The sequence below is a fragment of the Conyzicola sp. genome (assembly GCF_057073975.1).
In genome coordinates, this window is sequence record NZ_JBXMIS010000028.1 from 1 (window position 1) to 4,743 (window position 4,743).

The 4,743-nt window shown below is 65.4% G+C and carries 2 protein-coding genes; both read right to left on the bottom strand.

Going from position 1 to position 4,743, the window contains the following annotated elements; all coding sequences use genetic code 11:
* Positions 1 to 3,008, bottom strand: a 3,008-nt coding sequence (locus tag AC14A7_RS02415; protein ID WP_484006290.1) for a carboxypeptidase-like regulatory domain-containing protein, incomplete at its 3' end; no start/stop codon positions are given.
* A 125-nt stretch (positions 3,009 to 3,133) separates the two neighbouring features.
* Positions 3,134 to 4,743: dihydroxy-acid dehydratase (ilvD, locus tag AC14A7_RS02420; protein ID WP_484006291.1), on the bottom strand; the 1,610-nt coding region annotated here is incomplete at its 5' end.

Sequence of the window (4,743 nt, forward strand, 5' to 3'; positions counted from 1 at the left end):
TCACTCGTCTGCTCGAACGAGATCATCGGCACCAGGTGGTTCTGCCCGGCGACGAAGTAGACCCGCGGTCCGGGACCCTTGACCGCAGAGCCCGGAGGAAGGACTTTCAACCCGGTCGGACGCGAGGAGACGAGGGCTGCCGAAACCCGCAGCACGACTGGAGCATGCGGGGCCGCCACCATTGCCTGCGATGCGGCGTTCAGCAGCTCGCGCTTCGACCCGTCAGCGGTGATCGAGTAGGTCGGGCCGGTTGGGCCCGCGATGATGAGACTTCCGCGGATGCTCGTCGTCGCCTTGGGCAGCACGGCGCAGGTCGCGGCATCGAAAACGGTCTGGGGCAGCCCGGCGACGAGTGCCGCATCCACCGGCCAGAGTTTGCCCTGTGACGCGAAATACGTCTGGCTAGGGCAAGCGACGGTGTTCGTGAGTGACGCGGAATCTGGATCCTTGACTGCCTGGTCGAGATCGGCCTGCGAGACGGTGAAGAACGTCGATGGCACACCCATGTCGGTGGTCTGCTCGAACGACAGCATCGGCACGAGGTGGTTCTGTCCGGCCACGAAGTACACCCGCGGACCAGGGCCCTTCACCGCAGAACCGGGCGGGAGCACGCGTGGTCCCGTGGCCAGTGAGTTGAGGAAGAAGTCGTTGACGACATATGCGCGCGCGGAATTGGGTGCCGAGAGCATCGTCATTGTCGCCGAGTTCAGGACCTCGTGCTTCACTCCCGCTGCGTCGATCGAGTAGGTCCTGCCGGTCGGGGACTTCAGCAGGAGGGCGCCGTCGATGGTCGTCGGCGACTTCGCAACTCCGCTGCAGTCGACCGTCGTCGATGGGAGCCCCGCGACGAGTTCCGGGTTGACCGGCCACAGCTTTCCTTCGGACGCGAGGAAGGGGGCGCCGTCACAGATCCAGATGCTACTGAGAAGTGCGGTGTCGATCGTGTAGCCGTTGAGGAAATCCTGGTCGACGGTGGTGTAGGCACCGGAGCGTCCAGCGTCAGTGGCTGCTTGGAGGGATCCAACCGGAATGAGCCGGGTGAATGAGTCGACCATGAAGACGACCGGGCCAGGGCCCTTGATCAAGGCGCCGTTTGCCGGACCGGCCGCAGGCGTGAGGCTTGCGTTGAATACCACCGTCTCGCCGGCCCCCAGCGAGATGGTCGACGACGTCGGTCGGGTGAACCCGAGCGGGCCCGCGTAGCGAATGGTGACTCGGTAGTCGTCCGGGTTGAGCCCGGTGAACGCGTAGTTGCCCGTGCTGTCCATCGGGGAGTAGTCAACGGTGAGCCACCTGTTGTTCGACCAGTCGAAGAGGCTCAGCTCTGCCCAGACTCGGCCAGAATCGAAGTCGGCTGCGGTCAGCGCTGCACCCGTAGCCGTGCCCCGAATGGTCGACTCCTCGTACATGACGGTGTCGAGCACGAGATGCTGACCGTCGGTGAAGTCGATCAGATCAGGCTCGTAGTAGTAACTGGACCCGGGGTAGCTCTGCGAGGCGAAGAAGTCGGCCTCGAACTGGATGGCGTACAGGCCGTCAGGGATGACGAGGAACGCGTAGCGCCCCTCGTTGTCAGTCAGCGTGGAAATCTCGCTGACGAATTCGCCGGTGTCGGGGTCGACTGTGACGGCGTATACGCTCGCGCCCTGAACGGGGAATCCATAGTTCGACGTGACGGTGCCCGTGATCGAGTTACTCGGGCTGAGTGTGAAGTCGAGGGAGTGGTCATCAGGCGTGGGGCTCCACAGCCAGCTTCCTGGCAGGAGCGGCTGGGTCTCGACGCCGTTGTACGTCAACGTAACGAAGTACTTGTTGCCCGTGAGCCCCGGAACGCTGTAGTCGCCGTTTGCGTCGGTCGTTCCCGTTCCGCCGAACCCGTAGGTCGAGTTGTGTCCGTTGGCCTCGATGAATTTGACGGTGACCTCGCCCGCTCCGGCCGGGTTCGAGGGACCGCCAATATCGATGTGCCCAGTGGCGGTGAATTTGCGGTTCAGAACCGCAACACCGAAATCGGCCGGCGCAGTACTCGAGCCTGTTGTCGCAGGAAAATACTCGTCAGCACCGATGTAGGACACCGCCACCCTGTAGGTGACCGACTTGCTCAGGTTGGGAATGCTGTAGGCGCCGTTCGCATCGATCGGCGTCGTGCCAATGATCGTGTACTCCCCTGTAGTGGGATTTCGTGACGCGTAGCTGACCACCACGTCGGACGGGGCAGGAGTCGTACGCGTACTGGAGCCCGGAGCATCTGCCAGGGCGACCCGCCCTGAGATCGTCGCGCTGGACAGAGTTGCGTTCCTGGCCACTGCGAGCGTTCCAGAGCCGAACGCGAATACTTCACTCAGCGCGGCGTCTTGGAAAGAACCCGTTCCCACGTAGTCGTACCGGATGGAGTACGACCCTGGCGGCACGAGGCCGAAGGAGTAGTGCCCGAGGGCATCCGTGTAGACGGGAGAGCTCTCAGCGCCGGCCGCTGTTCCCACATATGGCTGGTAGTAGACAGCGACTTCACCTGCCGATGCGGGAACGCCCGCCGACCCCAACGACACCTGGCCCTGTAGTTCCGCCGGCACCGGGAGCGTGATATCGCTGGCGAGTTGATCGCCGTTCTTGACGTTCACGTACTTGAAGGCGTTCGGCGCCTCGCCGAGCGGGTTGTTCGGCCAGCTCCAGTCGCTGAACTCCCCGACGCCTTGATAGTCGACTGAGATGTAGTAGAGCTCCGCATCGAGGCCCGTGATCACAAAACTGCCGTCAGCGGCAAGGGGTACTTCGTCTGCCGCATTGTGCGGAGTCGCCCACTTGGTGAACAGGACGACAGCATCGCCCGTCGTAGCCGAGGTCGACGTGTTGCCGAGGTAGACGTGACCGCTGATGGTGCGGGTCCCCGCGGCTCCGGCGGGGGCCGCGCCCCCGGTCACCGCGAGCAGCCCACCGAGCAGAACGAAGGTGAGGGCAAGAGCGGTAGCCCGAAACGCGCGGCTGGCTGACTGCAGGGAGAGGCTCATCGGGTCGCTTCCTTGCGAGCCCGTCGGGCGCGCGATAACTAAGTTCGACTCAGAATCTAGCAGCGCTAGAACGCCCTGTGGATGCCCCCGTTGGGGGTTGTCCCCCGGTTTCGGCGGATTGTCCCCTATCCGGTGACCGCGCCGGTGCTCGCCGACTGCACGAGCTTCGAGTACTTGGCTAGGACGCCGCGGGTGTAGCGCGGGGGCAGGGGCTCCCAGCCGGCCCGGCGGGCATCCAGTTCAGTCGCATCGACGAGCAGGTCGAGCGAGCGATTGGCGATATCGACACGGATGCGGTCACCGTCGCGAACGAACGCGATCGGACCGGCATCGACGGCCTCCGGGGCGATATGGCCGATGCAGAGACCGGTTGTTCCGCCAGAGAAACGTCCATCCGTGAGCAGCAGCACGTCCTTGCCGAGTCCCGCGCCCTTGATCGCAGCGGTGATGGCGAGCATCTCGCGCATTCCGGGACCGCCCTTCGGGCCCTCGTAGCGGATGACGACGACCTCGCCGGCCTTGATCTCGCCGTTGGTGAGGGCATCCAGTGCACCGCGCTCGCGCTCGAAGACGCGGGCCGGGCCCTCGAACGTCTCGAGGTCGAAGCCGGCCGTCTTCACGACTGCGCCCTCTGGCGCGAACGAGCCGTGCAGGATCGTCAGGCCGCCGCTCTTGTGGATCGGGTTGTCGAGCTTGCGCAGCACCGTGCCGTCGAGCTCCTCTGGGTTGAGCTCAGCAAGGTTCTCTGCGAGGGTCTTGCCGGTCACGGTGAGGGCGTCGCCGTGCATCAGGCCGGCGTCGAGCAGCGCCTTCATGAGCACCGGGATGCCGCCGTGGCGGTCGACGTCGTTCATCACGTACTTGCCGAACGGCTTGAGGTCGCCGATGTGCGGAACCTTGTCGCCGATGCGGTTGAAGTCGTCGAGGCTGAGCTCGACGCCCGCCTCGTGCGCGATCGCCAGGAGGTGCAGCACGATGTTGGTCGAGCCTCCGAGGGCCATGCCGACCGCGATCGCGTTCTCGAAGGCCTTCTTCGTCAGGATGTCGCGGGCGGTAATGCCGAGACGGAGCAGGTTGACGACGGCCTCGCCGGAGCGGTGCGCGTAGTAGTCGCGGCGGCGGTCGGCCGCGGCCGGGCTCGCGGAGCCGGGCAGTGCCATGCCGAGGGCCTCGGCGACACTCGACATCGTGTTCGCGGTGTACATGCCGCCGCACGCTCCCTCGCCGGGGGCGAACGCGCACTCGATGCGCTTGGCATCCTCCGCGCTCATCTTGCCGGCCTTCACGGCACCGACGGCCTCGAAGGAGTCGATGATCGTGATGTCCTTCTCTGTGCCGTCGCTGAGCTTGACCCAGCCCGGCGCGATCGAGCCGGCGTAGAGGAACACGGATGACAGGTCGAGTCGCGCGGCCGCCATGAGCATGCCGGGGATCGACTTGTCGCAGCCGGCGAGCAGCACAGAGCCGTCGAGGCGCTCTGCCATCATCACGGTCTCGACGGAGTCGGCGATGACCTCGCGGCTCACGAGCGAGAAGTGCATGCCCTCGTGGCCCATGCTGATGCCGTCGCTGACGGAGATGGTGCCGAACTCGAGCGGGTAGCCGCCGCCGCCGTGCACGCCCTCCTTCGCCGCCTGCGCGAGGCGGTCGAGGCTGAGGTTGCACGGGGTGATCTCGTTCCACGAGCGCGCGATGCCGATCTGGGGCTTGTCCCAGTCTGCGTCGCCCATGCCGA